The organism is Bacillus sp. NPDC094077 (assembly GCF_050279465.1).
Lineage (GTDB): Bacteria > Bacillota > Bacilli > Bacillales > Bacillaceae_G > Bacillus_A.
Genome location: NZ_JBNNUF010000002.1, coordinates 580,460 through 606,704, shown reverse-complemented (window position 1 = coordinate 606,704; position 26,245 = coordinate 580,460). Strand labels below are relative to the sequence as shown.

Below are 26,245 nucleotides of genomic sequence, written 5' to 3'. Positions count from 1 at the left end.
AGTGAAGAAACAGAAATAAAAAAAGAAGATAAAGCAATTAAACCAGAAAAAGAAAGTAAAGAAATGGAGTCCAAAAAAGAAGATAAAGCAATTGAATCAGAGAAAGAAAGTGAAGAAACAGAAATAAAAAAAGAAGATAAAGCAATTAAACCAGAAAAAGAAAGTAAAGAAATGGAGTCCAAAAAAGAAGATAAAGCAATTGAATTAGAGAAAGAAAGTGAAGAAAAAGAAACAAAAAAAGAAGAAGAAGCAAATGAATTAGAGAAAAAAAGTGAAGAAACAGAATTAAAGAAAAAAAGTATAGATTCAGGGTCGAAAATAGAGACTTCAGTGCGTTCAATAGTAGTGAAAACCCCATTTTCTATTATTTCGGATGTGACTAGTTTTATAAAATTTCCTAATATTAATGTCAAAAATCAAGAAGCATTTGTATTTCGGAATCAAAAAGATGACAGGGGTCTTGAACTGGATGCTAAGTTATTAACTACAGTCCAACATTATCATGGAGAAGTTAATTGTAATTTAGTTTCTTCAAATCTTTATGAAAAGAGAGTGCTTTTAGAACTTTCTAATCAAAAAGTAAAAGGGAATATGGAAGAGAATTGGGTAGGCACATCTTCGTGGATTCCTATCCACGGTATAATATTAGAGAAGGAAGATGAAGTAGACTTAAATAATTATATATCTGCGAAACTACTAATAGAAATAGGGAGATATAAAGGTGAAATTAGCATACAAGAAAAGGTTGTATTTAAAGAAAAAGTTATAGAAATAAAAGAGGTATCACAGGAAATTGTTTTGACAAAAAAAGAATTCTCATTTCCAAAAATGATAAAAAAAGGGAATGATCCATCGGTAATTGAAAAAGGGAGCTTACTTGTAGAAGGTTATATATTTCAATGTATTGAATTTATAGCAGAACAAAGTACATCTCGTGATAAGCTAAGTCAGTTAATGCAAAATATTGTATTGGAATTGACTATCCAATTATTGCAAGAACAAGAAGTTCGTGTGCGGATTACATAACTGATTATATCTCCATCAATCAGCTGAATTTTTTTTCAGGAGTATGTAATAGAGAAAAACAAAAAGTGCTAGCTAATAAGGGTTGGGAAAAGATGTGAAATAAAACTGATAAATCGATTGGAAATATTAGTTGTTAAGAGCGGTGGAGCGGAAAAATCTTTGTTAACATATGAGATATAATATAATGTGTAGCGCCTTTAATTAAAGAGAATTCACAACTTAAAAAGTAATACATGTTTATCATAAGTTTTTAAACACCAATTATATTTTTTTAGAATAATTGGATGGACAACTTCTTTCGTCTTATCAACTTCATTAAAACCGTATTTTTTATAAAAACTTTCTAGTTCCTCAAAAGGAAGGCAATATACATTTTGTAATTGTAATTCTTTCGCAGTTTGTACTAAAAATGAAACTAGTTCCCCAGCTAATTGTAGACCTCTAAATTTAGGGAGAATAAAAATCCCGCCAATTTCAATCGTATTTTCATCTATTTGGACTAATCGTCCCACTCCTGCATACTCATCGTTATAAGTAATGATTGCAACTTTATCTTTTCTTAAATCACTTGGTACAAAACCTATCGATTCATATTGGTTAGTAATCCATTCTAAATCATTAGATGTAGCTAGTTGAATACTCATACGGATCCTCCTTCAGAAAAATTGTACTATTTTCATTATACAGAATGTATTGGCAGAGAAAAAGTGGCTGAATTAGGATGATATTTATTAATAGTTCAAGTTTTGAAGAATAGTGCATACAATATAAAGTCTTTTCCTTTCTTCATTTAAGTTTTACGTATATAATTTAAAAGTACTATTTATTATTTTATTTTTTTATATTTATAACAGAATAGAGGTTTAAAAATGGGTGTTAAAATCATTACGGATAGTGCGGCGGATTTACCAGTAGAATTACTGCAAGCATATGATATTGATTTAATTCCACTCCGTGTATATGATGAAGCAGAAACAGAGTATTTAGATGGAGTTACATTAAATTCAGTTACATTATTGCAAAATATGAGAGAGGGCGCTGTTTATAGAACGTCTTTGCCTTCACTTGAAACTTTCCAAGAAAAATTTGTTTCATATGCAAAAGAAGGTAACCCTTGTATATATTTAGCTTTTTCATCTGAACTGTCTGGTACATATCAATCGTCAGTTGTTATTAAAGAAGAAGTGAAGGAAACATATGTAGATCTAGATTTAGAAATTATTGATACGAAATGTGCTTCGCTTGGTCAAGGGCTTGTTGTATTAGAAGCTGCTAAAATGGCAAAAGAAGGCGCATCAAAAGAAGATATTTTAAATCGTGTCGCTTTTCTAATGAACCATATGGAACATATCTTCACTGTAGCTGACTTGCAGTACCTAGTGAAAGGTGGACGTTTAAGTAAAGTGGCCGGTTTTATCGGCGGTTTATTAAATATTAAGCCGATCTTAAACGTAGAAGAAGGAAAACTTGTACCACTTGAAAAGGTACGAGGGAAAAAGAAAGTACTTGGCCGAATTGTTGATATTATGGAAGAGCGTGGAAAAGACATTAAAGGTCAAACAATCGGTATTACACACGGTGACGATTTAGAAACAGCTGAAGCATTAAAAGCATTAATTACTGAAAGATTTAGCTGTGAAGTATTTATAGTAAATACAATTGGTGCAGCAATTGGAGCACATACAGGACCTGGCGTTATAACGTTATTTTTCTTAAATGAAGTAGAGTAAAGGATTGATCTTTTGATCAATCCTTTTTTCTTTAAATAAAATATAGAATTTATTATTTATGAGTGCTTTGTTTTATAGGAAAGAAGGTAGATATGAAAGTGATGAGAGCTAGTCCAAAGCCGATCCTTTCAGTATGATCAATTACTAAGTCATTTTTCCACTGATAAAGGAAAGAAGCGATTATTAAAAGTAAAACAGCGCCTCCAACATATCTTACTATTTTTCGTGCGGATTCATCTTTAAGTCTTACAATCATGTTTATCATCCTTGCGTGTTTACTAAATAATTCGACAAACTAATTTCTAGGATGTGATATGGATAATTCATCTATTAAGCTCATTTAATTTATTTTGATTTACAATAGATGTCTTCCATGTACTAGGTAAATGTAATTAACCACACGATCTGATTAAAGAATGATTGTTTACATGTAGTTAAATCCTTTTCATTAAGTTTATCGTAATTCAAGTATATGGAGCTATCTTTGTTAATAACAAGTAGTAAAATTGTATGAAAAAAATGGTCGAAAAAACCAAATTTTAACCATTAAATTTAACAAGCTATCTAGAAATAATCATAGTATGAATGTAAAATTAAAATGGGTGATACATTTTTTTACATTTTATTTAGCATGAAAGATTAAGAAATACATAATGACTTATTTAGTAAAAAGCATGAAATGGTTAAACAGGGAGAGTAGGAAGATGGAAATAGGGGAACGTATTCGCCTTGTTCGAATACATAAAGGATTAACACAGGGAGAGCTCGTATCAGGAATATGTTCAATAACATATTTAAGTAGAATAGAAGGCGGAAAAATAAAACCGTCATCTTCTTTTATAAAAAAAGTTTCTAAGAAGTTAGATGTTGATAGTAATTATCTGATAGATGGCAATTACGAGGAGATAAAGCTTACTATTCTTGAAATATGTAATAAATATAAAAAAGATAAAAGTATAACGGAAGCTGATTTATCTTTGTTAGAATTATACGTTCGTGAAGTGGATCCAATCCCTTTATTACTAAAGGTATATGGTGTACTTATATACTATCATGCCCGACAAAAAAATATATTATATGTGAAGTCGCTTGTAGATCAAGCTTCACAAATGATACCAAGTCAGGTCGAAATGCAAGATCCTGAAGATTATATTTATTATTTAAAAGCTCGAGGTTTTTATTTTTATAATAAACAAGACTACATTGCTGCGCATGATATTTATGTACAGGCTGAGAGTTTACTTGGAGTAGAAGAAACTGAACAGCTCATATATACTATAATTTAATGTATATAAGGAGCTTTATAAGGATAAAAGTATTAGTTGTTTGTATGCCTTAAAAGCTTTCAATATATACAGAAAAAATGGTATGCAGAAAAACGTAATAAATACACTTTTAATGCTTGCAGTATTGTATATTATGGATGAGTTATATGAAAAGGCACTTGAAATTTTACAGCAAGTAGAAAATAGTTTGGCTACTAATGGTGATTCAAAGTATTTACCTATAATTTCTTATGATTATGGGAAAATTTATCAAGGTTTGAAAGACTATACGAATGCCATTAAATACTATGAAGAAACTTTGGAATTAAGTGAATTTTTATCGGAGAAAGATCAAAAGGTATATGCATTACGAAACATGATAGAGGTGTACATAGAACTTAAAGATTGGAAAAATGTTAATAAAGTTATGAATGAAGCATTTCATTTTTTATCTGTTTATGATGTACCAATTGCACATGTCCAACTATATGGTTTGAAAGCTAAAATATTCAAAATACGTGGAGATTATTATGAATATGAGAAAAATATGCAAAAAGCAATTGAAGTGGGAGTAGAAAAAAAGCAACATCGCTTAGTTGCTGAATTATCCTATGAATTAGGTAACTATTATAATGAAAATCGCTCATATAAATTATCTGCGAAGTATTATAAAATATCAGCTGAAAATAAAATGGATTTATAAAGAAGTTTAGTTAAAAGTTCTTATAAATTGTAAAGGGTTATCCAAAAGAGTAGAATATTTTATACTTTTTGGATAACCTTTTTTGATTGCTATTCTATAATTACCGGTCGATATGGTATTGGTGAAGATAAAATCATTGAAGTTTTCACTGTACCAAACGGAATAACGATATCAATTAATTCCTCTAATTCCTTCATAGAGTGAACTGCTACTTTTAAGTAATAGCTACTTTCACCTGTTACTCGATGACATTCGAGTATTCTATGTTCTTCGTATATTTTCTCCTCAAATTTTTTGCATGGAATCTTTAAATTTTCGATTCTTAAAAATGCTTGAATTGATTTTCCTATGGCATCAAGTGATATTCGAGCTGTATACTTTTCAATTATTCCTGCATCTTGTAACCTTTTTAGTCTTTCTGTGACACTAGGGCGGCTAAGGTGTAAGTGCTCAGTCATTTCTGTAATTGTCATTCTGGCATCCTCTTGTAATAATAAGGTTATTTTCTTATCGATTTCATCCATGAATTATGCTCCTTTGCAAAATTGAAAGTGAATTTCTGAAATAAATACATAATATAAAATCCTATGTTAAATTACATGCATTTTTGAATATTGAATAGACTGATAACTTTCTATAATTAAAATATAAATGGAGGTGCATGTAATGTCTAATCATTTTAATGAAACTATTTCTATTAAAAAGGGAACATCTTTGTACGTCGGAGCGGTTTTAGGATCAGGAATTCTTATATTACCTGGTATGACAGCAAGTGTAGCAGAAGGGAATGCGGTTGTTTCTTGGCTTGTGATGATTTCACTGAGTATTCCACTTGCATTCACATTCGCTTTTTTATCGATTGAGCATCCAAGTGCAGGTGGAATTGCTACTTTTTCAGAAAAAGCATTCGGAAAAAATATGGGTGCAATGATAGGCTGGTGTTTTTTTATCGCGGGTAGCGTTGGGCAGATCGTTGTATCATTGACTGGTGGAATGTATATAGTGAAAGTGTTTGCTTTACCATCATATTTTTCGTACGTTATTGCGCTAATTATTTTGAGCATTTCAATTGGTTTCAATTTATGTGGATTAAAAATGAGTGGCTTGTTTCAAATATGTATAGGTGTATTAACTTTCTTGATTTTAATCGTAACAATTATAAGCTCGCTACCTTATATTGAAATGAAAAATATAAATGTACATATTTCTATGAAAGAAATAAATCCGATTTTAGAAGCATCATTATTAATTTTTTGGTCGTTTTTCGGTTGGGAAGCCATTGCAAGTTTAGCTCCAGAATTTAAAACGCCTAGAAAAAGAAATATTATTTTGTCTACGGGATTTGCGATTATTATTATTGGAGTTTTATATATTGGTATTGCATTATCAGTAATTGGAACGAAATCCTATCATATTAATGCTGATAATACTACAGCTCTAGTGCTTGTAATCAAGCAAATATTAGGCGACCAATTTGCATGGATAATTGGATTTGTAGCTTTTATCATTTGTTTAGGAACGACAAATGCATTTATCGCAAGTATGGGGCGTTTAGGTTATTCACTAGGGCAGGAAAAAGTTGCACCACGTTATTTAGCACATATTAATGAAAAAAGAGAAACGCCAACAAATGCAGTAAAAGTTGTCGGTTTTATTGCAATAATAGGTTTGTTAGTAAGTTTCGTTTTTCATATTCGTATAGATAGAATTGTATTAATACCGAATTCGTTAGGAATTGTTACATATATAGTCGGTACTGCGGCAGGAATTAAATTAATAAAGAATAGGCTAGGTAAAATATTTTCTATAATAGCTTTTACATGTTGTGTAGTGGTTTACCCTTTTATAGGAGGAATGATACTTATTCCAGTGGTTGTATCATTCCTGTGTTTATGTTATTTACGTTTGAATAGCAGAAGTAAAGAATGTAAATCTGACTCCATCTATAAAAAACGTAATATTTAAAGATATTTAAATATTCTCTTTTCATATATAATAGTGTAGGGAGAACTATCTGTAACTATTTGTAAAAATAGGAGGCGGCTATAAAAATGCAAGAAATTGCTCAATGGGATTTAGATCGATTGTATTCGTATGAAGATATTATATTGCCAATAGTGAAGTTGAAAGAAGAATATAAAGTAACAAAAGAAGTAGAAACTCTTTCAAAACTAATACAAGCAATTGAAAAAGCAGAATACTATTTGTATTGCCGAGCGACTGAAGAAAGTGTTTCATCTGAAATTCCTTTACTGACTTCGAAAGTAAAGGAACAAAAAAGAGAAATACAGAATTTAATACCACAAAGTGAAGTAGGAACTTCCAATAATACTAATACTGGATTAATAGAAGATGAACTTAATGCGTGGGAAAATATGTACATACAATTAAGGGATAGGATAGAAATAGAGCACAATGAAAAACACTTATCATTTGGACAAGCAAATAATATTGCAATAAATAGTGATAATGAAAAGGAAAGATTAGAAGTATTCGAGTTACTAACAAGTGCGTTAAATAAGGAAAAAGAAATCTTTGCTACTGTATTAAATCAAATAGGAAGATTGCGTAATACAAAGAGTAATGAAATAGAAGATAGAGAGATTTTAACACAATCTCTCAAAGCGAATGGAATCTCTGAAACTGTATTATTACAAATGTGGAATGCGACAGAAGAAAATCTTGATAAATTAGTAAGTGTTTTAAACGTGTATAAGAAAGGGAAAGCATCGATTACATGGCATGAACTTATGACAGTAAAGGAAAATAATGAGGCTATTATTCCATTTTCAATAGCAGTACAAAACATATATGATGCATTAAAAAATATTGATAAAGAATTAGCAGAATTTGCACGTAATGCGATAGAAGGTGGATGGATAGATGCGGAACCAAGAGACAGTAAACCGCCAGGTGGGTTTTGCGCTCCTTTTTTCAGTGAAAAAGAATCGCGAATCTCTATGCGTTATGACGGAAGTATCGATAGTGTAAGAGTAATTGCCCACGAACTAGGACATGCTTGGCATTTTTATAATATGAGTTTTGAACAATCTACTTCTTTTTTAGATGATTATTTGCCAATGAGTACAGCAGAATCAGCGTCTATTTTCTTTGAAACCGTGCTCATAAATTATCTAATTCGAACAACAGATAGTATAGATATGAAAAAGTCATTGCTTAGTTGGAAAATAAGAAACAGTTTTAATTATGTAATGGCAATTCGAGCATCGTTTCAATTTGAGAAGAATTTTTATGAAAAATGTAAAGAGGGTCCTTTAAGTGCTGATGAAATTGAGAAATTATCTATAATGGCACAAGAAGAAGTATATGGAAATGCTTTAAGTGAATATCAGCCGTTCGTGTGGATGAAATATATTCAATTTTATATAGCGGATGTTCCTTTTTACAATTATCCATACACATTTGGATATTTAGTAAGTTTTAGTTTATTAGAAATAGCTCAAGAAAGTAAGAGTACTTTTCATTCGAAGTATAAAGAGTTTTTACGAGAAACAGGAAAAGCTCCAGTAGAAGAGCTCATGAAAAAACATTTTCAAATCGATATAACAGGCTTTGAATTTTGGAATAAAGCTTTTATTCAAATCTCTAAAGACATTGATGAATATTTGCAGCTGATGTAAGGGGGGAGTATAGTGGATCACCAGCTTATAAAGGGAATACCGTTTTCAACTTTAGAATATGCAAAAGCTATCAGTTTATTAAAAGATTGGTTATATGAAAAACAAGAGAAACCAAGATTTGTAGTAACTGCAAATCCTGAAATTGTTATGTCAGCGAAGGAGCATACGGCTAAATCAAGGCAGTTTAAAAAGATATTACTATCTGCGGATTTAATAACAGCTGATGGGATTGGCGTCATAATTGGCTCGAAAATATTAAAAGGAATGTTGAAAGAGCGTATTACTGGGGCGGACTTAACTCACGATTTAATAAAACATTGTAATGAAAATGGATATCGCCTCTTTCTTTTTGGAGCTGCACCGGAAAGTAATGAAATAGCATTAGAAAAATTAAAAGAGCAGTTCCCACGAGCACAGTTTAAAGGACAGCATGGATTTGTAAACGGCGAAGAAATAGAAGAAGTAAAAACTCAAATTAAGCAATTCAAGCCACATTTACTTCTAGTAGGATTGGGTTCACCAAAACAAGAGCAATTCATCTATGAAGGCATAGAAGCATTAAATGTTCCGCTATCTATTGGCATAGGAGGCATGATTGATATAATATCTGGCACTGTAAAAAGAGCTCCGAAAATAATGAGAGATACTGGAACTGAATGGTTATATAGACTAATGTCGCAGCCGAAAAGAATAAAGAGACAACTTGTATAACCGAAGTTTTTATTATCGGTTATAGCGGAGAGAGTTAAAGGGATTACAAATTAATAAAGGGGACTACATACATGAACAGAATAGGCATTATCGGAGCAATGCAAATTGAAATAGACTTACTTGTAGAAAAACTAGTTATACAAGAGGAACAGACAATTGCGGGAATGCCTTTTTACGTTGGAGAATTCATGGGAACTGAAGTGGTTGTTACAAGATGTGGTGTGGGAAAAGTAAATGCAGCCGCATGTACACAGACATTAATTCATAAATTTGATGTAGATGCTATTATCAATACGGGCATTGCTGGCGGGTTACATACAGATGTAAAAGTTGGTGATGTAGTTATTTCAACTAACGTTACTCATCATGATGTGAGTAAAAATCAAATGAAAAACTTATTCCCGTTCCAAGAAGAATTTATTGCAAGTAAGGAACTAATAGAGTTAGCACGCATAGCTTGTAATAGTAGTAGTTTGCATATTCAAGTTCATGAAGGAAGAATTGTCAGCGGTGAATGTTTCGTTGAGGACTCAAAGTTAAAAGCGAAATTAATAGATGAATATGCACCATATTGTACAGAAATGGAAGGTGCAGCAATTGGACATGTTGCGTACATAAATGAAGTACCATTTCTCGTTATAAGATGTATTTCTGACAGCGCAGACGATGAAGCTCAAGTTTCTTATGATGATTTCGCGAAAACGGCAGCAAATTATTGTTCAGAAATTATCGTTGAAATACTTAAAAATATATCGATTAAAACTGTATTATAGTTCAAAAGGAGAGATTGACATGTTACAAGCATTAATTTTTGATATGGACGGAACGTTATTTCAAACAGATAAAATTTTAGAATTATCGCTAGATGATACATTTGATCATTTACGGTCACTACAATTATGGGATACAGTAACACCAATTGATAAGTATCGAGAAATTATGGGTGTGCCGTTACCGAAAGTTTGGGAAGCTTTATTACCAGACCATTCTATAGAAGTAAGAGAACAAACAGATGCATATTTTTTAGAAAGATTAATTGAAAACATAAAAAGCGGAAAAGGTGCTTTATATCCGAATGTAAAAGAAGTATTTACGTATATAATAGAAAATAATTGTTCAATTTACATTGCTAGCAATGGTTTAAAAGAATATTTACAAGCAATCGTAACTTATTATGATTTGGACAAGTGGGTTACTGAAACGTTTAGTATTGAACAAATACAATCGTTAAATAAAGGCGACTTAGTTAAAGGTATTATGAAGAAATATGACATAAAAGAGGCAGCGGTAGTTGGGGACCGACTATCTGATATAAATGCAGCGAAAGAAAACGGTTTAATCGCAATTGGATGTAATTTTGATTTTGCGCAAGAAGATGAACTTGTTCGTGCGGATATAGTAATAGATGATTTAATGGAGTTGAAGGGGATATTGTCTGAAGTGAAGAATACGTGTACTACGAATTGAATAAAGTAACAATCATAAAAATGCTCAGAATAAATGATTTTAGAGCATTTTTATGTATTTTCATATTAAGGGGGAATTTACTTGAAAGATACACATATTCAACAAATAGAAGATTTAATGACATGCGAACACGATTATCTTGTCCAAGAAAACAAAGACGAAGGATTTAATTTCCTAATAAAATTAATAAGTGAATATGAAAATAAAATAAACATATTTAATAAAACTGGTGAATGTTTATATGGCATTTTTCAAGGGGAAAAGTTAATTGGGATTGGAGGTTTAAATGAGGATCCATATACAGAAGATAATAAGATTGGTAGGCTAAGGAGATTTTATATTGCAAAAAATTACCGGAGGAAAGGATTAGGGAGGTTACTGTTAGGGAGAATCCTAAGCGATGCGAAAAAATATTTTACTATTGTTGTCTTAAATACAGATACAGAACAGGGTGACCAATTTTATACTTCGAATGGATTTGTGAAAGGGACAATATATGTAGGATCGAGTCATTATTTGAACTTATATAAAAGGATGTAGTGAATTATTATTTACCTCCCGAAGGGAACTTTTGTTCTGTTCTATGTGAATTGATGGTATAATTTATTTGAATCTATTATTAGAATGGGGAATTGGATGATGGGAGAAAATAAAATTATTAATGATTTCAATGAATATTCAATTTGGATAAATACATTGAAAGATATGAAAGAAGAAGTGTGGATGACACCAATATCAGAGGGGAAATGGACTATTGGTGAGATCGTATCTCATATTATGAACTGGGATGACTATCTTTTACGTGAGACATTATCATCAGTGAGAGGTGGACAGGGAATGGAGTTCCCTGACTTTGATACATATAATAAACTAGCCTCTAATTATGCAAAGTCGGGCATATCTATGATGAAACTTCTTGAAGAAGCAAAAGCTAAAAGAGAGTTACTCGTAAAAGAACTTAGATTACTACCCGCTGGAAGTCTAAAGAATCCTTTGACTGCCAATGGAGCATCGCATTGCCCTCATACTGGAACGCCGTATTCTCTTATATATATTATTAAAGAATTTGTAGATCATGATAACCATCATAAAAGACAAATTATCAATTTTTTAAATGGAAATCAAGTTGTTAACTGATAAAAAAAGATCCCACGAATGATACTTGTGGGATCTTTTTTTAATAAATTATAATTTAACATTCATTTGTTTCAATAATAACTCTGGCTTACCTTTTACATAATAAAAATGTGGATTATTTTCATCATCGTAAAGCATAATATAAGGTTTTTCATTAAGCGGGAGGAGAATAAGTACTTCATCAATAGTTGTATCCAACCATTGATTTGTAATAGAAACTGGCTTAGATAAAGGGATTTTTATCATATGGCCATCTTTCGGAACGACATTTAAGTTTTTGAATGGACCAGTAATGGATTTAGCAAATTGAACTGCTTCTTTTTGAATAGCTGGATCTAAAGATTGTTTTTGAACGACCATTTCTTTTTGACAATCAAACACTTCAATTTGTTGATTTGTATTTGCGAACGCATTTGTTGATAATAAGAAGCAAAGAAGAGAAATGACCCCGATTTTTTTAATCATAATACAACACCTCCTAATTACTATACCCTCAAATATTGTAAATATTTTTCTGTCACATACATGTAACAAAGAAGTTGTATGATACAATTGGTTTTTGTTTAAAAGCAATGGAGGAAAAAGTATGAAAGTATTAATCGCAGATGATGAACAAGATATGTTAAGGATTTTAAAAGCTTATTTTGAAAAAGAAGGCTTCGAAGTTTTATTAGCGAAAGATGGAGAGGAAGCACTCCAAATATTTTATGATGAGAAAATTGATTTAGCTATTTTAGATTGGATGATGCCTATATGTAATGGCATTACTGTCTGTCAGGAAATAAAAAAGAATTCAAGCGTAAAAGTATTAATGCTTACGGCGAAAAGTGAAAGTGAAGATGAATTAGCGGCGCTTCAAAGTGGGGCAGATGAGTATGTAAAAAAACCATTTCATCCAGGAGTGCTAATTACTCGAGCGAAAAAGCTTGTACAGCATGATGATATTATTCAAGTGCAAGATTTAAAAATAGATTTCACTAAAAATAAAGTATATAAAAATGATATAGAGTTAGATATTACAAAAACAGAGCTAGAATTAATAAAGTGCTTTTTAAATCATAAAGGAATGATTTTAACTCGTAAAAAATTGTTAGATATCGTATGGGGATTTGACTATTTTGGAGAAGAGAGAACTGTTGATACACACGTAAGAAGACTGCGTAAAAAAATTGGAGAAAATATTATAAAGACTCATCGTGGTTTAGGGTATAGTTTGGAGGAACACAGTGAATAAACTTGGAAAAAAGCTATTTCTCAGTATTTCTTTAACTGTTATTCTTATCTTTACGATCTCTTTATTATTAATTAATTATCTTTTACCGAAATATAATATTTACAAAACAAGAGAAAGCTTAGAAGGCATTACAGCGCAAATACAGTCAATACCGAGCGAACAACTGGATGAAGCAATTAATAGCATTGAAAATGAGAGGAATGTTACGATTGCGTATACATCCATAAAAAATTCAGAAGATGATATTAATGATGAGTTACGTTTGCAACTTACAAGAAAGAGCGTTGCCCTTAATAAACTTTGGATTACAAAAGAAGAGATAATGAAAGTGAAGAATCTCGGACAATCGAATAAAATATATGATCAAGAAAAGATTAAATCTAGTTTTTTTGTGAAATATATTGCGAAAGACGATATGTTGATTTTAGTAGGAGTTTCTATCGCACATTCAAATGAAGTGATAAAAACGCTTAACTCATTTTATTTATACATTTTAGGCTTTACGATCTTTCTTATCATTGTACTTGTGTGGATACTTTCAAAAACAATCACTACACCGCTGAAAGAATTAAGTGATATCGCAGAAGATATTTCACGTTTAAAGTTTAAAAAGACAAAAGTGAAAACGAATGATGAAATAGGTGATTTAGCCAATAGCATCAACATCATGAGTGATAAATTGCATGAAGCACATCAAGATTTAACAGATCGAAATGAACATTTAAAACAATTTATGGGTGATGTGACGCATGAATTAAAAACACCAATCGCATTAGTAAAAGCATATTCTATGGGAATAAAAGATGGTTTAGACGATGGTACGTACGTAGATACAATTATTAAACAAACTGATCAAATATCAAATCTAATTGAAGAGTTATTACGATTTTCTAAACTAGAAAGAGATGTTTTACAAAAAGAACAATTCCCTATTGAACCACTAGTCCAAAGTATAATAGATAAGCATAAGATTGAACTGGAGTCGAAAAAAATCAATTTGCAATTGAACTATAATATTGATGATACGATTGTTTATGCAGATCTAAATAAAATGAGAATGGTCTTTCAAAATTTAATTTCTAATGCGATAAAATATACATCAAATCAAAACATAATAATTACTTTAGAAGATAGAAATGGAAGTGTATCTTTTCAAATTCAAAATGGTATTAATGCTGAACATATTAAAGATATCGATAAAATTTGGGAACCTTTTTACGTCTTAGAATCTTCTCGTAGTAAAGAAAAATCAGGTACAGGATTAGGATTAGCGATAGTAAAAAGCATTTTAGAAAGACATGGTTTTGAATATGCAGTTTCTATTAAAGATGGAGAGATAAAATTTTATATTTATATGAAGAAGGACTAATTAAAAACTATAAAAAGCATCGTCTATTCTCATTGATAGGCGATGTTTTTTTATGATTACAAGACAGTATTAAGTGGAAATATATAATGTTGAAAGCTCATCGGGAGAATGTTCTACAAATTTCTCAAGTTATTGTATAAAATATAAACTGAATTTTCAATAATTTTATCGTATAGTAAAAGGAGAAATATTTGGGGAGGGAAGAACATGGGGAAAAAGAAAATAGCAATTACACTATCAGCTATATTATCTTTATCAATTACATCAGGGGTTTCTAGTATAACTGCGTATGCAGAAAATAAAGAAACGAACTACCTAAATAAGAATGGCGTTAAGTTAAATGGAAAAGTTTCAGAAGCATTACAGTCGAACACGAAAATTGAATTAGAAAATGGGATAACAAAACCGATTTACTCACTTGATGAAGCAATTATTGAAAATTTATTTGTAGAAACAGAAGTTGATAGTGATCGAGATGGTAAAAAGGACAGAGTATCAATAAAGGTTATGCGCCCAAAGACAGATCAAAATGTAAAAGTTCCTGTAATCTATGAAATGAGCCCATATCGAGCTGGGCTAAAAGATGTTCCTGTTTATAATGTAGATGAAGAATTGTATGCGTATGAAGGAAAACCGTATGGGGCGGTTAATCTTGGTTCATACGGAAATTATTACGTGCCAAGGGGTTATGCAGTTATTTTAGGAGAAAGTATCGGTACCGGAAAATCAGATGGGTGCCCTACAACTGGAGACGAACAAGAAATACTCGGGACGAAGTCTGTCATTGATTGGGTAAATGGGCGTGCGAAAGCATATACAGAAGATGGGAAAGAAGTAAATGCAAATTGGTCTACTGGAAATGTAGGTATGACAGGAGCTTCCTATAATGGTACGTTACCAAATGCTGTTGCAACGACTGGAGTGGAAGGTTTAAAAACAATTATTCCAATCGCAGCAATTAGTAGTTGGTATGATTATTATCGTGCAAATGGTGCAGTCATTGCACCAGGTGGATATCAAGGGGAAGATACAGATAATATGGCAGAAGCAGTACTAACAAGGGAAAATCCTGAAGTTTGTGGACCAATCATAAAAGAACTAACTGCTGGACAAGATCGAAAAACAGGTAATTATAATGATTTTTGGGATAAACGAAACTATGTAAAAGATGCTAAAAATGTAAAAGCAAGCGTATTTGTCGTTCACGGTTTAAACGATTGGAACGTAAAGACGAAGCAGTTTTCACAATGGTGGGAAGCACTTGGAGAAAACGATGTTCCTCGTAAAATGTGGTTACATCAAGGTGGACATGGTGGAACATCAACTAATGACTGGCAAAGAACACAAAATAAATGGTTCGATTACTGGTTGTACGGAATTGAAAATGGAATTATGGATGAACCAATGGTTGATGTACAACGTGAAAATAAAACTTGGGAAAAATTAAAAAACTGGCCGGATCCAGCGGCTGTGCCGTCAAAAATTCGAATGTATTTAAGTAATAAAGCAGTCAATTTGCCATTAAGTATGGGATCTGCTAATAAGGTTTTCTCATTTGTAGATGATGCAAAAATGAAATCAAATCAATTAGTAGCAAATCCAGAATTAGAAGTAGCAAATCGATTAGTGTATACAATGCCAGTATTGCAAAAAGATACACGAATAAGCGGTACACCACAGATTTCATTTAAAGGAAATATTGACCGTTCTGTTTCTAATTTAACGGCATTACTTGTAGATTATGGCGGAGAGAAGCCTGAAATCGTGACGAGAGGTTGGATGGATCCACAAAACTTAAATAGCATAAAAAATTCAACAGCACTTCTACCGGGGAAAGATTATACATTTACATGGGACATGCAGCCAGATGATTATGTATTTAAAGCAGGACATCAAATAGGAGTTGTTTTAATTGCAAGCGATTATGATTATACAATTAGGCCGAAAGCAGGTACAAAGTCAACAGTAAAATTAAGTGAAGTGACGTTGCCGATTGTGAAATAAATGGTTTTTAAGGAAGGGCTTACTATATAGTAAGCTCTTTAAATTTTGGGATGTAATTGTTTATCAATACAAAGGGCGGGATTATGAAGTTCTATAAGTAGAAACAAAAATACTTACAACAAATAAAATTATCGCATTAATATTAAAAGTCCACTAAAGGTAAACCAAGCAACACCTCCAGCGAATCCATTTTCTACTTTTTTACCAATTACGTGCATAGTGGTGAAGAAAACAATAGGGGAAGAAAGTACGAAAATACAACTGGCTATTTTCCATATTCGTTTCTACTTCTTTGCTATAAAGAAAATTAGTGCATTAAAAGTGATAAGAATAAAAAAATCTAATTAATGAATTCATCATATCCTCCTTTCAGGATAAGTTTGAATTTTCGATTTTTATATGTTCGTTTTGAAGGAAATATTATACAATATGATTATATTCTATGGAAAGCGAGTGATATATTATGACAGTCAGCTCTTTCGAATTTTCATTGAAATTAAAGGTACAGGAAGATTAATTGAATTGAAATCTTCCGTACGTATAAAACGGAGGAGAAAATAAATGTTTAGTTTTTATAGTACACTTTGTACGGAACTTTATGATTATACAAAACCTGTCGGTTATTCTTTAAATGGTGATATTGAGTATTACCAAGAACGTTTAAATAATTGTGGGGGCAGAATTCTCGAAGCAGCAGTAGGATCAGGACGTGTCATTATTCCATTTCTTGAAGCTGGTTTTAAAGTTGATGGGATAGATTATTCACCTGAAATGCTAGATTCTTGCCGTAAGCGATGTAAAGAGAGAGGCTTACATCCTAATTTATATGAAGGAAGCTTACACCAATTTTCACTACCACATAAGTATGAGGCGATTATCATTCCTACGGGCTCCTTTTGTTTAATTGAAAATCGTGATGATTCAATTGATGCTTTGAAATGTTTTTATGAACATCTTAATCCAGGTGGGCGCTTAATTGTAGATCTTGCGCTTCCGTATGATTGGAAGACGGGTGAAATTCATACATCGACTTTTTCTTTGCCAAGCGGGGAAGGGATTACATTAGAAAATAAATCAATTGAAATAGATTGGCGTAACCAAGTTACTATATCGTATTTAAAATATGAAAAATGGAGAAAAGGACAGTTAGTACAAACAGAATTACAACGCTTTGCAATGCGGTGGTATGGAATAGAAGAGTTTAAACTCCTTTTAGAAAGTATAGGTTTCTCTAACATTACTTGCTCTGCTGAATATGTTTATGAAAAAGCACCGTCAAATGCAAATCAAATGATTACTTTTGAAGCTGTACGAAACGAATAGTACAGGAACTATTAATGAAAATAAGGCAATCGACACAACATCGACTGCCTTATTTTCAATTTTACGATATGTTTTATGGAATTGTTTATATAGAAAGGGATTGGAGAAAAACAAATGAAATTTATAATAATATTTGGCCCACAAGCAGTTGGGGAAATGACGGTCGGGCATGAATTAGAAAAAATAACTGATTTAAAGTTATTTCATAATCATATGACGATTGATTTAGTAAGCTAATTCTTTGATTACAGTACAAAGGAAGCAAAACGGTTAGTAAGTTTATTTCGCAATGAACTTTTTGAAGAAATGTCTAATAGTGATTTATACGGAATGATTTTTACATATGTATGGGCATTTGACCTGCAATCTGATTGGGATTATATACATAATATAGTGGGGATTTTGGAATCAAAAGGTGGAACAGTATATTTTGTAGAGCTGGAAGCAGAAATAGATGAAAGATTAGAGCGCCCACATAGATTAGAGCATAAACCGAAAAAAAAGAGATATTGAATGGTCTGAAAAAATTTTAAAAGAGACGATGGAAAAACATAGATTAAACGCACTTCATGGTGAAATTGAAAAAGAAGAGTATATAAAAATTAATAATACTCATTTGAGTGCTAAAGAAGTAGCGGAAATGATTAAGGAGAAGTTTCGATTGTAAAATCCTTAAATTTTGTTACGTCTTTATTGTCCAAGCGTTCTCCTACTAACTACATATACTATTTATGTTAAAGTCAGTCACTATTTTAAATGTGGCTATTATTTACTATAAATTACATTTTGGAGAAGTGGGAGGAATAAATTTGGAAAACGAAGAACAAGGAAGAATTGAAAATCAAGTGTATTCTAATCGGGTAGTTAGATCGGAATTTGATGAGAATTGGGAAACGTGTATTTCAAAAAGTGGATATGTAATTTATGTAGCTACAAGTGATTATGCGGAAGTAATAGTACTTCTTGCAGATGGTTCAAGTAAATTATTAATCTTTGAAAAAGGCGGAAAAGTAGTAGTAGGTGGTGGCGGAACAAGTCATTACAGCAAACCGCATATTGCAAGAAATATTTAAGGTAGAACATGTGAATTGAGAAGATGCTGAAAAAACGGTTAGCTATTCATGTTTAGCTCATGAAAGACGAACCGTTTTTATTAATTGAAGGGATCTTTGAAGAACTTGAGTATTAGATTAATCGTTAAAAATGTAACTACATATGTATAATTAATATCATTTTGTCAAATGAATGTCACATAAAGATCTTATAGTGTATGTAGAAGGTGAAACATACACAAAGCAGGAGATGAAATGATGAAAAAAGCGTTACAATATATATTCATAGTACTTACATTAGTTACATTCACTTATACTTGTTATACGAAATATGAGAAGTATAAAGAAATGAAAAATAATAAACAAATAATTAGTGAGATTGCAAGTAGGTATGGAATTCCGGATTGGATACCATTATCCATTGCGGATCATGAAACAAAATTTAATCGAAAAGCGATAGGAGATAATGGAACATCATTTGGATTATTCCAATTACACCGAGGGGGATTGGCACCAGCTTGGTTATCTGAAGAGAGTTTAATGGATTCACAAACCAATGCAACAATAGCAATCTCTAATATGGTTAAATCATATGAACGAGGTCTAAAAAAAGGATTGAAAGAATGGGATTTACTTAAATACGTCGCTAATACATCAGGTTGGCCAGGTAATTTAGGGGAAGAGTGGACGGATAAAAATACGAAATATAATGAGCGTTTGGAAGAGTCGTATAAGCAATATAAAAAAGCAAATTAAGAAAGCATTTCCTATTTCGGGAAATGCTTTTTCTATGTTATAGTATAATAGTGTTTTAAGATGATGTTATTTTAATATATTTCAAATTTTGTTGTGTATTATTTTTATATTAAATCAGTATTTAAAGTATTTTTTTATATAAGGAGTAATAATTAGAGAAATGAAAAATATAGACTTTATACTAGAAAGTGACGAGACATTAAAACCGTCTGAACGATTAGTACTATTATTGTTAGAGAAGCATAGAATGTTATATACAAACGATCTATTGGCACTTTCTAATTTATCATATAAAACATTAACGGATTCGTTAACTGCGCTTGTTTTAAAATCGTATGTGTTAAAGGAAACAGGTAAGGGTAGAAGACAGAATTGCTATAGATTGGTATGATAAGGTTGTTGAGTTTAGAAAGTGTATACACGTTTTTTCAAACGTAAGGGTAAAATGTATTTTTTATTTTCAAATGATAAAACCGATTGAGAAATGTACAAATATGTTTGAATTTCATTTTTGTTAATGCGATTCTATCATTATTAAAAACAGAAAAATAAAATAAACTGCATAAAAAGGAAATAAAAAAACAATCCGTTTTAAAAGTGGATTGTTTTTTTTTAGAATAATATTATTTTGTAAATTGTAAGCATTAAAAATCATTCCACTTCACTTGAATATTTTTCAGGTAATAATTCCATTGCGTTACATTTTACAAGTTCGCCATTATAAGAAAGTATAACGTTCATATTTTTTCCGTAATCACTTATTAATTCCCGGCACATACCACATGGAGCGACAGCCCAACATTTTTCTATATCTTCATGAGGGTGTGGATGAGCAACTGCTACAATGGTATCAAATTCATGATCACCTTCTGAAATAGATTTTCCGATTGCCATAGCTTCACCGCATACTGTTATTCTTCTGACATTCGCTTCAACATGTACTGCTGCATACACATTCCCCGTTTTAGCTCGTACAGCTGAACCGATATGATGACGACCATATGTATAGTTTTTTTCGATTACTTTTTCAGCAGCTCTAATTAAATCATAGTCTTCAGTGTTTAAAGGCATTACTCGCAACATATTCTCTCCCCCTTATTAAGAATAATAACGTTATTTTAATATAAATTAATAGCTTTGAATCATGATTATCAAAAAAATAAATAATATTATTATGTAAACTGTTAAATTTTAAAAGGGAAATATGATAATTAATAGAACATTATAGAAGGGGATATTCACATAATTTGAAAGATGGAGGGATTATTATGGAGCATTTACAATCAATAGCACAAGCCGTCATAAGTGGTAACAAGGAAAAAGTAGTGGAGTTTATAAAGACGAATCCAAGTGTTGTTAACGAATTTAGTGAAGATGGCTGGACACCACTTCATTTAGCGGCTTATTTTGGACAGAAAGAACTAGCGAGTTTTCTTTTAGAAAGCGGTGCAAATATACATATTAGAGCAAAGAATGAAAATGAAAATACACCTCTACAAGCGGCAATTGCGAACAAGCAAAGTGAACTTGTAGCGTTCTTAATTGAAAAAGGTTCGGATGTAAATGTTATGCAAAGTGGCGGGTGGACGGGACTACACGAAGCAGCATTATTAGGGAATGAAGAAATCATTATATTACTTCTTAAAAATGGTGCTAATAAAACGATTAAGAAAAATGATGGGAAAACTGCGTATGATATTGCATTAGAAAAAGGATATGATTACCTTTTACATCATTTGCAACAGGAAGTGAACTTATGATGAATAAATGGAGTGTAGGTATATTTTTATTTAATGAAGTAGAGGTGTTAGACTTTGCTGGACCATTTGAAGTTTTTTCTGTAACTGAGGTGAATGAAGAAAAACCATTTACTGTTTATACAGTTAGCCAAAATGGAGAAAGGATTACAGCAAGAAACGGATTAAAGGTACAGCCAGATTATAGTATTGAAGATTTACCGCCAGTGGATATTTTAATAATTCCCGGCGGGCTAGGTGCTAGAGAATATGAAATGAAAAATGAAATAGTAATAAAGTGGATTCGCCAACAAATGAAAGAAGTGAAATTAATGACCTCAGTTTGTACGGGTGCGCTATTACTCGCGAAAGCAGGTTTACTGGAAGGATTAAAAGCGACAACACATTGGGGTAGTATTGATAATTTTAAAAATGAGTTTCCAAATGTACAGGTTTTAGAAAATGTAAAGTTTGTAGATGAGGGCCATATTATTACATCAGCAGGAATTTCGGCCGGAATTAATATGTCATTTCATATTGTGAAAAACTTACTAGGGGTGGAAATTGCTGAGGAAACTGCAAAAAGAATGGAATATGATATTGATTTGCAAAATTAAAAAAGCCCAAGTTGGGCTTTTTTCTTATATTGAATGAATATAGATAAGTTCCTCGTCACTCAAAATAGGACGAACAGACGCATTCGCATTTTCTTGTGCTTGTTTTTCTGTTTTTGCACCAGGGATTGCAACGCTTACTGCTGGATGAGAGAGTACATAGCGAAGTGCAAGTTGCCCTAGGGTCTGATTTTTATTTGAGAGCAACCGAAGTTTCTCCACTTTTTGTAAGTCTTCTTGAAACCAAGTTTCGTTTGGCCAATCTTTGCGTAAATCTCCATCTGGAAAAGTTGTTTTATTTGTGAATTTCCCAGTTAAAATGCCCATTTTTAATGGACCACGAATAACCGCTCCTAAATTTTTCTCCTGTAAGAATGGCAATATATCATTTTCTGGTTTTCGATTCAATATATTGTAATCAAGTTGTACGATGTCAATTTCATCATTTTTATTGAAATTGTGAATGTATTGTAAATCATGAGTCGAAACACCGACCGCTCTTACTTTCCCATCACGTTTTAATATTTCAAATGCACGTAAAAATGCTTCTGTTTCTCTACGGTTATGCCACCAAATATGACAAAAATAAAGATCAATGTAATCTGTTTGAAGACGTTGTAAACTTGTTTCGAATACGGCGATGATTTTTTCGGCAGTATTATATACAGGGGCTCCATTAGGGTCGTAGTGATGTCCAATTAAACCACCTTTCGTTGATAGAATAATATCATTACGATGTCCTTTAATTGCGGTAGCTACCAACTTTTCACTATGTCCTAAACCATACACATCCGCAGTATCAATAAAATTCACACCGCACTCAAATGCTTTTTTCATAGCTGTTATAGATTGTTCATCGTTTACAGGTCCCCATTCATCACCACCGATTGCCCATGCCCCAAAACCTATTTCAGAAACAGTTATTCCAGTTTTACCTAATGTACGGTAATGCATATTTCCCCTCCTTGTAAGCATGTTATAACATCGATATGTAGGTAGGAAATTTTGTATGTAAAAAAACTCTTCTACAATAGTAGAAAAAGAATAACATAAACTACTATTTTATTGCAGCATACATAAAAAATTTCAATGGAAATACGGAAATGTCGTCGAATGCTATCTTTAATTGGTTAATTTATGGGATATTTTTGTGAAGGAGCTTATTTTATAAGAATAGAAATTAGTTAGTAAGATCTTGCCGGTGGCGGTGAAGAAATATGGGTTAGGGGGATTTGATTATGAGGAAACTCAAGAGAGTAAATGTTCCTAATATTCCAGAGCAACTATCACAGCCTAATGAGAATCGAGCTATTAATAAGAAAAAAATAAGGCGTTTTATATTAATGTTTATTTTTATTGCGGTGACTACTTTGTACGTTCAATATATTTTAACGAAACAACAAGAAGTAATTAATAAAAAGAAAGATACAATTACGAGTCAAAAAAAACAATTAGTATCTTTAGAGAAAGATAAAGGTTCTTTAAAGACTAACATAGAAAATTTAACAGATAATGAAGAAGAGATATTGAAGTTTGCGAGAAAAGAGTACCAGTTTTCTAAGCCAAATGAAACAATTTTCGTATTACCAAAGTAATGAAGCAGTTAGCGATGGCTAACTGTTTTTTATTTGTAAAGGAAGTATGGAAAAAGAGAAGCTAATTAACATGGTACAAGGAGTTATAACATAATGTAAGATGTAGAGTTAAAGCTCTTACATCTATGAAATGCATGAATATCCTTAATTATGAAATATATGTAAAAATAAATGTTGTTAAAATTCTGATAATTTTATATAATATTCGTAAGTGGATACATTTTTTAATCAACGTTGAGTTTATCGCTCATACGACTATTAAGAAAACCGATATCCTCGTTTAAGAAAGGAAGATAGCTGTGTACGCTTCAAATACAATTTATGTCGTAGGGGATGCGAAGGCACCCCAAAATAATCCCATTACCGAAAAGTTTAAAAGCTATTTTGTAGCATTTGTACTTGTGAAGGAGACAGGGGAAATTGTAGATGCAGATTGCTCAGCGACAATTGCATTAACATCTCAATTTGTTAAATATTTATTTCTACATAAAAATATTAATGACCCAGCGTTAGTAACAGAAATAAAAAATCGTTATTTCGGTTCATCTCAAAAGGCGTTATTAGTAGCGCTAAAAGATGCACAGAAAAAATATAATCAGATTGCTGCTTTGTCTACTCAATCATAGACAAAATCCAGCCGTAAGGAAGTTCTTGCGGCTGGATTTTTTTATTCCTCATTAACAGTGAGTGAGAGCAAGATAGAGAGATAGGAAATTAACGGCCCGTAAAAGCCCAATTAGTTGAACTTTATTGGACAACGAAAGGATGAATGACATGAAAATTACTGATATAAAAGTGAAGCGTCGTTATATAAAGCTTCATACTCCATTTAAGACCGCACTCCGTACAGTAACTGAAATTGAAAGTATTGATGTGCTCATTCAAACAGATGAAGGAATTGTTGGAAAAGGAGCTGCAGCAGCCACACCAGTTATTACCGGTGACTTCGCTAGTGGGATTGAGGAAGCGATATTAGGGCCGATGCGCTCATGTTTAATTGGTCAAGATTTAATTCAATTTCAACAGTTACTACAGGACATTCAAAGGAGTTGTATTGGAAATACAAGTGCGAAAGCAGCGGTAGATATCGCTTTATACGATGTTTTTTGCCAATATCGAAATGTTCCACTTTACGGATTATTAGGCGGCAAGAAAGAAATTTATACAGATATTACAGTAAGTGTAGATGAGCCTTTCATTATGGCGAAAGAGGCAAAACAACATGTAGAAAAAGGATTTCAAATTTTAAAAATTAAAGTTGGGAAATCTGCTCATTTAGACTTAGAACGAATTGAGGCAATTCGAAATAGCGTACCAAAAAGCACAACATTACGATTAGATGCAAATCAAGGATGGGATCCAAAGGTAGCTGTTTCTATCATTAAAGAGATGGAAAATCGTAATTTAAATATAGAATTTATTGAACAACCGGTACACGCGAAAGATTGGGATGGGTTAAAGTACGTGAAAGAAAATGTACAAACGCCAATTATGGCTGATGAAAGTATATTTTCAGTAAGTGACGCATTAAAACTCGTTCAAGGAAAATATGCAGACTTAATCAATATTAAATTAATGAAATGTGGTGGCATACGTGAAGCATGGCGTATTGCAGATATTGCAGAAGCAGCAGGTATAAAATGTATGGTTGGCAGCATGATGGAATCTTCACTTTCCGTTAGTGCTGTTGCACATTTAGCGGCAGCTCATCCAAATATTCATTATTTCGATCTTGATGCGCCGTTATGGTTAATGGAAGAACCAGAAGGAATGTCTTATTCCGGATCAAAGGTAAACCTTCATTCTACAGTGAATATTTAATCTTAGAAGAAGTGATTTAAAACTATCTTTTGAGGGGGATATTTATGAAAAAAGTAGGAACTGCATTTTTAACAACTTTATTTATATTTTCATCGTTTACATCGGCAAATGCTGAAGAGAAGAAAGATAGTAAAGCGTTTATAGATGTATCTGCAGCTACATTATGGACTGCACCTGATTCAATACGACCAATCGATGCACCAAGCGCAACAAATCCAGTTGATTTATGGAAATGGACGAAATCAATGACCCTTGATGAGAAGTTATGGTTAACGAGTGCGAATAAATTAGAAACGCAAGCGCTACTCGGTCAAGAAGTAGCAGTTATTGATAAGAAAGGTGACTGGGTGAAAGTATTAGTTCACGGACAGCCGACACCACGAAATGAAGAAGGTTACCCGGGATGGATGCCCGAAAAACAATTAACGTATAATCAAGAATTTGCAGATAAAACAAACCAACCGTTCGTATTAATAACGAAACCGACAGCTATTTTATATATAAATCCTTCTGAAAAACAAAAAGCACTTGAAGTTAGTTATAACACGCGTTTACCGCTACTTAGTGAAGATACAATTTCATATCGCGTGTTGTTGCCAAATGGTCAGAAGGCATGGCTACGAAAAAATGATGGAACGGTTTACCGTTCTCAAAATGATATTCCGGCTCCGACAGCCGATGATTTAATAAACACAGGAAAAATGTTTTTAGGGTTACCGTATATATGGGCTGGTACAAGTGGGTTTGGATTTGATTGCTCCGGATTTACACATACGATTTATAAAGCGCACGGTATTACAATCCCGCGAGATTCTGGACCGCAATCAAAAGCGGGAGTTGCAGTTGATAAAGAAAATTTACAAAAGGGAGATTTAATCTTCTTCGCTCATAACCAAGGAAAAGGTAGTGTTCACCATGTTGCAATGTATATTGGTGATGGGAATATGATTCATTCACCAAGAGCGGAAAGATCGGTAGAAATTATACCGCTAAATACACCAGGATATATAGAAGAATACGCTGGTGCTCGTCGTTACTTACCTTAAAGAATAGAGGGGGTT

The 26,245-nt window shown here is 32.2% G+C and carries 28 protein-coding genes and 3 pseudogenes; 24 read left to right on the top strand and 7 right to left on the bottom strand.

The features are described from left to right. On the top strand, positions 1-1,026 hold a 1,026-nt coding region (locus ACQKNR_RS07990; protein ID WP_427316773.1), incomplete at its 5' end, for a BC_2427 family protein. Between the two features lie 212 nt (positions 1,027-1,238). On the opposite strand, the gene ACQKNR_RS07985 is transcribed toward ACQKNR_RS07990, so the two are convergent. Continuing rightward, positions 1,239-1,670, bottom strand: coding sequence for a GNAT family N-acetyltransferase (locus tag ACQKNR_RS07985; protein WP_427316771.1), 432 nt, complete (start codon positions 1,668-1,670; stop codon positions 1,239-1,241). A 225-nt stretch (positions 1,671-1,895) separates the two neighbouring features. Here ACQKNR_RS07985 and ACQKNR_RS07980 point away from each other — a divergent pair, with 225 nt between their 5' ends. Beyond that, positions 1,896-2,756, top strand: a complete 861-nt coding sequence (locus ACQKNR_RS07980; RefSeq protein WP_427316769.1) for a DegV family protein — start codon at positions 1,896-1,898, stop codon at positions 2,754-2,756. Between the two features lie 52 nt (positions 2,757-2,808). Here the strand turns inward: ACQKNR_RS07980 and ACQKNR_RS07975 are convergent, their stop codons facing one another. Further along, entirely contained in the window at positions 2,809-3,012 is a 204-nt protein-coding gene (locus tag ACQKNR_RS07975) for a hypothetical protein (RefSeq protein ID WP_427316767.1), read from the bottom strand. 448 nt (positions 3,013-3,460) lie between these two features. Between ACQKNR_RS07975 and ACQKNR_RS07970 the strand changes: the two are divergent. Next, positions 3,461-4,724 (top strand): annotated as a pseudogene (locus ACQKNR_RS07970) (helix-turn-helix domain-containing protein). Positions 4,725-4,813: 89 nt separating this feature from the next. Here ACQKNR_RS07970 and ACQKNR_RS07965 read toward each other — a convergent pair. Then, positions 4,814-5,248 (bottom strand): Lrp/AsnC family transcriptional regulator, encoded by a 435-nt coding sequence (locus ACQKNR_RS07965; RefSeq protein WP_427316765.1) that lies wholly within the window; start codon positions 5,246-5,248, stop codon positions 4,814-4,816. Between the two features lie 142 nt (positions 5,249-5,390). Between ACQKNR_RS07965 and ACQKNR_RS07960 the strand changes: the two genes are divergently transcribed. From ACQKNR_RS07960 to ACQKNR_RS07930, 7 genes are all read left to right on the top strand, one after another. Next, a complete protein-coding gene (locus tag ACQKNR_RS07960) occupies positions 5,391-6,689 on the top strand; it encodes an APC family permease (RefSeq protein WP_427316763.1) in 1,299 nt (432 codons plus the stop codon). Between the two features lie 86 nt (positions 6,690-6,775). Next, positions 6,776-8,365: a M3 family metallopeptidase gene (locus tag ACQKNR_RS07955; RefSeq protein WP_427316761.1), complete on the top strand. Its 1,590-nt coding sequence runs from the start codon at positions 6,776-6,778 to the stop codon at positions 8,363-8,365. 12 nt (positions 8,366-8,377) lie between these two features. Then, positions 8,378-9,076, top strand: a complete 699-nt coding sequence (locus ACQKNR_RS07950) for a WecB/TagA/CpsF family glycosyltransferase (protein ID WP_427316759.1) — start codon at positions 8,378-8,380, stop codon at positions 9,074-9,076. A 71-nt stretch (positions 9,077-9,147) separates the two neighbouring features. After that, positions 9,148-9,849: a 5'-methylthioadenosine/adenosylhomocysteine nucleosidase gene (locus ACQKNR_RS07945; protein WP_427316757.1), complete on the top strand. Its 702-nt coding sequence runs from the start codon at positions 9,148-9,150 to the stop codon at positions 9,847-9,849. Positions 9,850-9,868: 19 nt separating this feature from the next. Next, the gene (locus tag ACQKNR_RS07940; protein ID WP_427316755.1) at positions 9,869-10,543 is read left to right on the top strand and encodes an HAD hydrolase-like protein; all 675 of its coding nucleotides are present in this window, start codon (positions 9,869-9,871) and stop codon (positions 10,541-10,543) included. Between the two features lie 81 nt (positions 10,544-10,624). Then, a complete protein-coding gene (locus ACQKNR_RS07935) occupies positions 10,625-11,083 on the top strand; it encodes a GNAT family N-acetyltransferase (protein ID WP_427316753.1) in 459 nt (152 codons plus the stop codon). Between the two features lie 99 nt (positions 11,084-11,182). Next, a complete protein-coding gene (locus ACQKNR_RS07930; RefSeq protein WP_427316751.1) occupies positions 11,183-11,680 on the top strand; it encodes a DinB family protein in 498 nt (165 codons plus the stop codon). Positions 11,681-11,728: 48 nt separating this feature from the next. On the opposite strand, the gene ACQKNR_RS07925 is transcribed toward ACQKNR_RS07930, so the two are convergent. Then, entirely contained in the window at positions 11,729-12,145 is a 417-nt protein-coding gene (locus tag ACQKNR_RS07925) for a hypothetical protein (RefSeq protein ID WP_427316749.1), read from the bottom strand. A 121-nt stretch (positions 12,146-12,266) separates the two neighbouring features. On the opposite strand from ACQKNR_RS07925, the gene ACQKNR_RS07920 reads away from it, so the two are divergent. The 3 genes from ACQKNR_RS07920 (at position 12,267) to ACQKNR_RS07910 (ending at position 16,287) form a co-directional block, all read left to right on the top strand. After that, positions 12,267-12,914 carry a response regulator transcription factor gene (locus ACQKNR_RS07920; RefSeq protein WP_427316747.1) on the top strand — a complete coding sequence of 216 codons (648 nt, stop codon included), beginning with the start codon at positions 12,267-12,269 and terminating at the stop codon, positions 12,912-12,914. After that, complete coding sequence (locus ACQKNR_RS07915; protein WP_427316745.1) at positions 12,907-14,283, top strand: ATP-binding protein; 1,377 nt, start codon at positions 12,907-12,909, stop codon at positions 14,281-14,283. Before ACQKNR_RS07920 ends, ACQKNR_RS07915 begins: the two co-directional genes overlap by 8 nt. A gap of 207 nt (positions 14,284-14,490) precedes the next feature. Further along, positions 14,491-16,287, top strand: coding sequence for a Xaa-Pro dipeptidyl-peptidase (locus ACQKNR_RS07910; RefSeq protein ID WP_427316743.1), 1,797 nt, complete (start codon positions 14,491-14,493; stop codon positions 16,285-16,287). 81 nt (positions 16,288-16,368) lie between these two features. Here the strand turns inward: ACQKNR_RS07910 and ACQKNR_RS07905 are convergent. Beyond that, positions 16,369-16,644 (bottom strand): annotated as a pseudogene (locus ACQKNR_RS07905) (hypothetical protein). Positions 16,645-16,848: 204 nt separating this feature from the next. Here ACQKNR_RS07905 and ACQKNR_RS07900 point away from each other — a divergent pair. The 5 genes and pseudogenes from ACQKNR_RS07900 (at position 16,849) to ACQKNR_RS07880 (ending at position 19,809) form a co-directional block, all read left to right on the top strand. Beyond that, entirely contained in the window at positions 16,849-17,610 is a 762-nt protein-coding gene (locus ACQKNR_RS07900; RefSeq protein ID WP_427316741.1) for a class I SAM-dependent methyltransferase, read from the top strand. 114 nt (positions 17,611-17,724) lie between these two features. Next, a pseudogene (locus ACQKNR_RS07895) lies at positions 17,725-18,277 on the top strand (shikimate kinase). Between the two features lie 142 nt (positions 18,278-18,419). After that, positions 18,420-18,683, top strand: coding sequence for a hypothetical protein (locus ACQKNR_RS07890; protein ID WP_427316739.1), 264 nt, complete (start codon positions 18,420-18,422; stop codon positions 18,681-18,683). Positions 18,684-18,917: 234 nt separating this feature from the next. Further along, on the top strand, positions 18,918-19,418 hold the full coding sequence (locus ACQKNR_RS07885; protein ID WP_427316737.1) for an invasion protein: 501 nt from the start codon (positions 18,918-18,920) through the stop codon (positions 19,416-19,418). Positions 19,419-19,578: 160 nt separating this feature from the next. Next, a complete protein-coding gene (locus ACQKNR_RS07880; protein WP_000789036.1) occupies positions 19,579-19,809 on the top strand; it encodes a hypothetical protein in 231 nt (76 codons plus the stop codon). A 260-nt stretch (positions 19,810-20,069) separates the two neighbouring features. On the opposite strand, the gene ACQKNR_RS07875 is transcribed toward ACQKNR_RS07880, so the two are convergent. Next, on the bottom strand, positions 20,070-20,501 hold the full coding sequence (locus ACQKNR_RS07875) for a cytidine deaminase (protein WP_427316735.1): 432 nt from the start codon (positions 20,499-20,501) through the stop codon (positions 20,070-20,072). Positions 20,502-20,686: 185 nt separating this feature from the next. On the opposite strand from ACQKNR_RS07875, the gene ACQKNR_RS07870 reads away from it, so the two are divergent. Both ACQKNR_RS07870 and ACQKNR_RS07865 read left to right on the top strand, forming a co-directional pair. Further along, positions 20,687-21,178 (top strand): ankyrin repeat domain-containing protein, encoded by a 492-nt coding sequence (locus ACQKNR_RS07870; RefSeq protein ID WP_427316733.1) that lies wholly within the window; start codon positions 20,687-20,689, stop codon positions 21,176-21,178. Continuing rightward, positions 21,175-21,771, top strand: a complete 597-nt coding sequence (locus ACQKNR_RS07865) for a DJ-1/PfpI family protein (protein WP_427316731.1) — start codon at positions 21,175-21,177, stop codon at positions 21,769-21,771. The genes ACQKNR_RS07870 and ACQKNR_RS07865 overlap by 4 nt, the downstream gene beginning before the upstream one ends. Before the next feature lie 24 nt (positions 21,772-21,795). Here the strand turns inward: ACQKNR_RS07865 and ACQKNR_RS07860 are convergent, their stop codons facing one another. Continuing rightward, positions 21,796-22,722, bottom strand: a complete 927-nt coding sequence (locus ACQKNR_RS07860) for an aldo/keto reductase (RefSeq protein ID WP_427316729.1) — start codon at positions 22,720-22,722, stop codon at positions 21,796-21,798. Positions 22,723-23,006: 284 nt separating this feature from the next. Between ACQKNR_RS07860 and ACQKNR_RS07855 the strand changes: the two genes are divergently transcribed. The 4 genes from ACQKNR_RS07855 (at position 23,007) to ACQKNR_RS07840 (ending at position 26,230) form a co-directional block, all read left to right on the top strand. Then, a complete protein-coding gene (locus ACQKNR_RS07855) occupies positions 23,007-23,363 on the top strand; it encodes an FtsB family cell division protein (RefSeq protein WP_427316727.1) in 357 nt (118 codons plus the stop codon). A gap of 299 nt (positions 23,364-23,662) precedes the next feature. Then, positions 23,663-23,989, top strand: coding sequence for a DUF3870 domain-containing protein (locus ACQKNR_RS07850; RefSeq protein ID WP_427316725.1), 327 nt, complete (start codon positions 23,663-23,665; stop codon positions 23,987-23,989). A gap of 148 nt (positions 23,990-24,137) precedes the next feature. Next, positions 24,138-25,184: a dipeptide epimerase gene (locus ACQKNR_RS07845; protein ID WP_427316723.1), complete on the top strand. Its 1,047-nt coding sequence runs from the start codon at positions 24,138-24,140 to the stop codon at positions 25,182-25,184. Between the two features lie 44 nt (positions 25,185-25,228). After that, positions 25,229-26,230 carry an NlpC/P60 family protein gene (locus ACQKNR_RS07840; RefSeq protein WP_427316721.1) on the top strand — a complete coding sequence of 334 codons (1,002 nt, stop codon included), beginning with the start codon at positions 25,229-25,231 and terminating at the stop codon, positions 26,228-26,230. Positions 26,231-26,245: the final 15 nt, after the last annotated feature.

Bases quoted from the DNA above. Each gene is read 5' to 3' on its own strand.
- ACQKNR_RS07920 (WP_427316747.1), top strand. From the start codon at position 12,267: ATGAAAGTATTAATCGCAGATGATGAACAAGATATGTTAAGGATTTTA.
- ACQKNR_RS07975 (WP_427316767.1), bottom strand. From the start codon at position 3,012: ATGATTGTAAGACTTAAAGATGAATCCGCACGAAAAATAGTAAGATAT.
- ACQKNR_RS07910 (WP_427316743.1), top strand. From the start codon at position 14,491: ATGGGGAAAAAGAAAATAGCAATTACACTATCAGCTATATTATCTTTA.
- ACQKNR_RS07960 (WP_427316763.1), top strand. From the start codon at position 5,391: ATGTCTAATCATTTTAATGAAACTATTTCTATTAAAAAGGGAACATCT.
- ACQKNR_RS07925 (WP_427316749.1), bottom strand. From the start codon at position 12,145: ATGATTAAAAAAATCGGGGTCATTTCTCTTCTTTGCTTCTTATTATCA.
- ACQKNR_RS07945 (WP_427316757.1), top strand. From the start codon at position 9,148: ATGAACAGAATAGGCATTATCGGAGCAATGCAAATTGAAATAGACTTA.
- ACQKNR_RS07930 (WP_427316751.1), top strand. From the start codon at position 11,183: ATGGGAGAAAATAAAATTATTAATGATTTCAATGAATATTCAATTTGG.
- ACQKNR_RS07855 (WP_427316727.1), top strand. From the start codon at position 23,007: ATGAGGAAACTCAAGAGAGTAAATGTTCCTAATATTCCAGAGCAACTA.
- ACQKNR_RS07875 (WP_427316735.1), bottom strand. From the start codon at position 20,501: ATGTTGCGAGTAATGCCTTTAAACACTGAAGACTATGATTTAATTAGA.
- ACQKNR_RS07980 (WP_427316769.1), top strand. From the start codon at position 1,896: ATGGGTGTTAAAATCATTACGGATAGTGCGGCGGATTTACCAGTAGAA.
- ACQKNR_RS07985 (WP_427316771.1), bottom strand. From the start codon at position 1,670: ATGAGTATTCAACTAGCTACATCTAATGATTTAGAATGGATTACTAAC.
- ACQKNR_RS07885 (WP_427316737.1), top strand. From the start codon at position 18,918: ATGATGAAAAAAGCGTTACAATATATATTCATAGTACTTACATTAGTT.
- ACQKNR_RS07845 (WP_427316723.1), top strand. From the start codon at position 24,138: ATGAAAATTACTGATATAAAAGTGAAGCGTCGTTATATAAAGCTTCAT.
- ACQKNR_RS07955 (WP_427316761.1), top strand. From the start codon at position 6,776: ATGCAAGAAATTGCTCAATGGGATTTAGATCGATTGTATTCGTATGAA.
- ACQKNR_RS07940 (WP_427316755.1), top strand. From the start codon at position 9,869: ATGTTACAAGCATTAATTTTTGATATGGACGGAACGTTATTTCAAACA.
- ACQKNR_RS07860 (WP_427316729.1), bottom strand. From the start codon at position 22,722: ATGCATTACCGTACATTAGGTAAAACTGGAATAACTGTTTCTGAAATA.
- ACQKNR_RS07880 (WP_000789036.1), top strand. From the start codon at position 19,579: ATGAAAAATATAGACTTTATACTAGAAAGTGACGAGACATTAAAACCG.
- ACQKNR_RS07840 (WP_427316721.1), top strand. From the start codon at position 25,229: ATGAAAAAAGTAGGAACTGCATTTTTAACAACTTTATTTATATTTTCA.
- ACQKNR_RS07865 (WP_427316731.1), top strand. From the start codon at position 21,175: ATGATGAATAAATGGAGTGTAGGTATATTTTTATTTAATGAAGTAGAG.
- ACQKNR_RS07870 (WP_427316733.1), top strand. From the start codon at position 20,687: ATGGAGCATTTACAATCAATAGCACAAGCCGTCATAAGTGGTAACAAG.
- ACQKNR_RS07900 (WP_427316741.1), top strand. From the start codon at position 16,849: ATGTTTAGTTTTTATAGTACACTTTGTACGGAACTTTATGATTATACA.
- ACQKNR_RS07965 (WP_427316765.1), bottom strand. From the start codon at position 5,248: ATGGATGAAATCGATAAGAAAATAACCTTATTATTACAAGAGGATGCC.